This window comes from Arthrobacter sp. NPDC058127, assembly GCF_042884555.1.
In the GTDB taxonomy this organism is placed as follows: Bacteria; Actinomycetota; Actinomycetes; order Actinomycetales; family Micrococcaceae; genus Arthrobacter.
The window spans coordinates 1-1528 of the sequence record NZ_JBHVTT010000043.1 but is presented as its reverse complement, the minus strand read 5'-3'; the positions used below and the strand labels follow the sequence as shown (position 1 = coordinate 1528).

The following is a 1528-nucleotide window of genomic DNA, read 5'->3' as shown; positions in this document are numbered from 1 at the left end:
TCACAGAGTCCGTGGGTTGCCAATAACGGTGCTCTTGGATTGTCGACCCGTGGAGCGTTGCAATGGTAGTGCCACATGTGAGTTTTGGGAGGTCCCGGCTATGTTTGAGCATACTTTCATCGGGCTCGATGTTCACGCGGTTTCCGTTGTGGGCTGCGCACTGAACCCGGAGACCGGCGAACTGGTGCACGCGAAAATGGACTCCGACCCGGCGATGGTGCTGGAGTGGATCCGCCGCTGCGAGCCGCCGGTGAAGGTGGTGTATGAATCCGGCCCCACCGGATACGTCCTGGCCCGGTACCTGCGCGAGGCCGGCATCGACTGCGTGGTCGCGGCGTCCTCCAAGTTGCTCCGCGCCCCGAGCGACAAGGTCAAAACCGACAAGCGTGATGCCCGCCTGCTCGCCGAGATGCTCGCCCTGGGCCAGATCACCCAGGTGCGGGTCCCGACGCGGGACCAGGAAGACCTGCGGGACCTGTCCCGGCTGCGGTCCACCGCGGCGAAGAACCTCGCCCACGCCCGCCAGCAGGTGAATGCGATCCTGCTCCGGCACGGCATCCGGTACCCGAAGGAGACCAAGTGGACGAAGGAACACGGGGCCTGGCTGCACCGGCAGCGGTTTGACTCCCCGGTGTTGCAGTTCACCTACGACGCCGATGTGGAACAGGCCGAGTTCCTCGCAGCACAGCTCAAGCGCATCGATCAGCGCGTCGTGGCGGCCGCCAGGGAATGCCAGTACGCCCCGGTGATCGACGCGTTGATGTGTTTGCGCGGCATCCAGACCACGACCGGGTTCGGGCTCGCCGTGGAGATCGGGGACTGGACCCGCTTCACCGGGTCCTCCATCGGCTCCTACCTGGGGCTGGTCCCCAGCGAGCAATCCTCGGGCCAGTCCCGCCACCAGGGACCGATCACGAAAGCCGGCAGCAAATACGCCCGGAAACTCCTCATCGAGGCAGCCTGGCAGCACCAGCGCCCCTACTCCCGGCCCGGGGAACGGCTGCTGCGCCAGCTGGAGCTGGTCGGCCCGGCCACCCGCATCAGGGCCCTGGAAGGCAACCACCGGCTCCACCACAAATGGGAAGTCTTCGACGCCCGCAAGAAACGATCCGTCACGGCAAACACCGCGATCGCCAGGGAACTCGCCGGCTGGTGCTGGTCCCTGGCCGCACCCCTGCAGCACGGCGACCACGGGCAAGGAGACCGCATGAACGCGGCCTGATCAACGTGCCGTCCGGGTGCATGGCGGACGTGACGTGGCAGCACTCCGGGGCCCAACTCGAGACCCAACTATGAGCAAACGGGCCATACCGTTGACGCCCGATGTTAGACAGCGATACGCCCCAGCCGAACAATCGTCATGCGGTAAGCAACCCGCGAATATCAGTCTGACACTGCAGTCGAACACAAGACCCGCCAGCACACCCACCACACCCGGACAGCACCCCAACGGAAAGCGGCCCCCGACACCAAAACCGGGAGCCGCTCACCACTGCCTCTTGACAACAGCTTCTACATATCAGTTGGG

Annotated in this window: 1 protein-coding gene; it reads left to right on the top strand. The window is 65.2% G+C overall.

The genetic code is table 11. The features are described 5' to 3' along the window. Positions 1–100 precede the first annotated feature (100 nt). On the top strand, positions 101–1222 hold the full coding sequence (locus ACFVTG_RS24740) for an IS110 family transposase (RefSeq protein ID WP_390283651.1): 1122 nt from the start codon (positions 101–103) through the stop codon (positions 1220–1222). Positions 1223–1528 lie beyond the last annotated feature (306 nt).

What these genes read in the sequence shown, in the direction of transcription:
- ACFVTG_RS24740 (WP_390283651.1), top strand. Translation starts at nt 101, where the DNA reads ATGTTTGAGCATACTTTCATCGGGCTCGATGTTCACGCGGTTTCCGTT.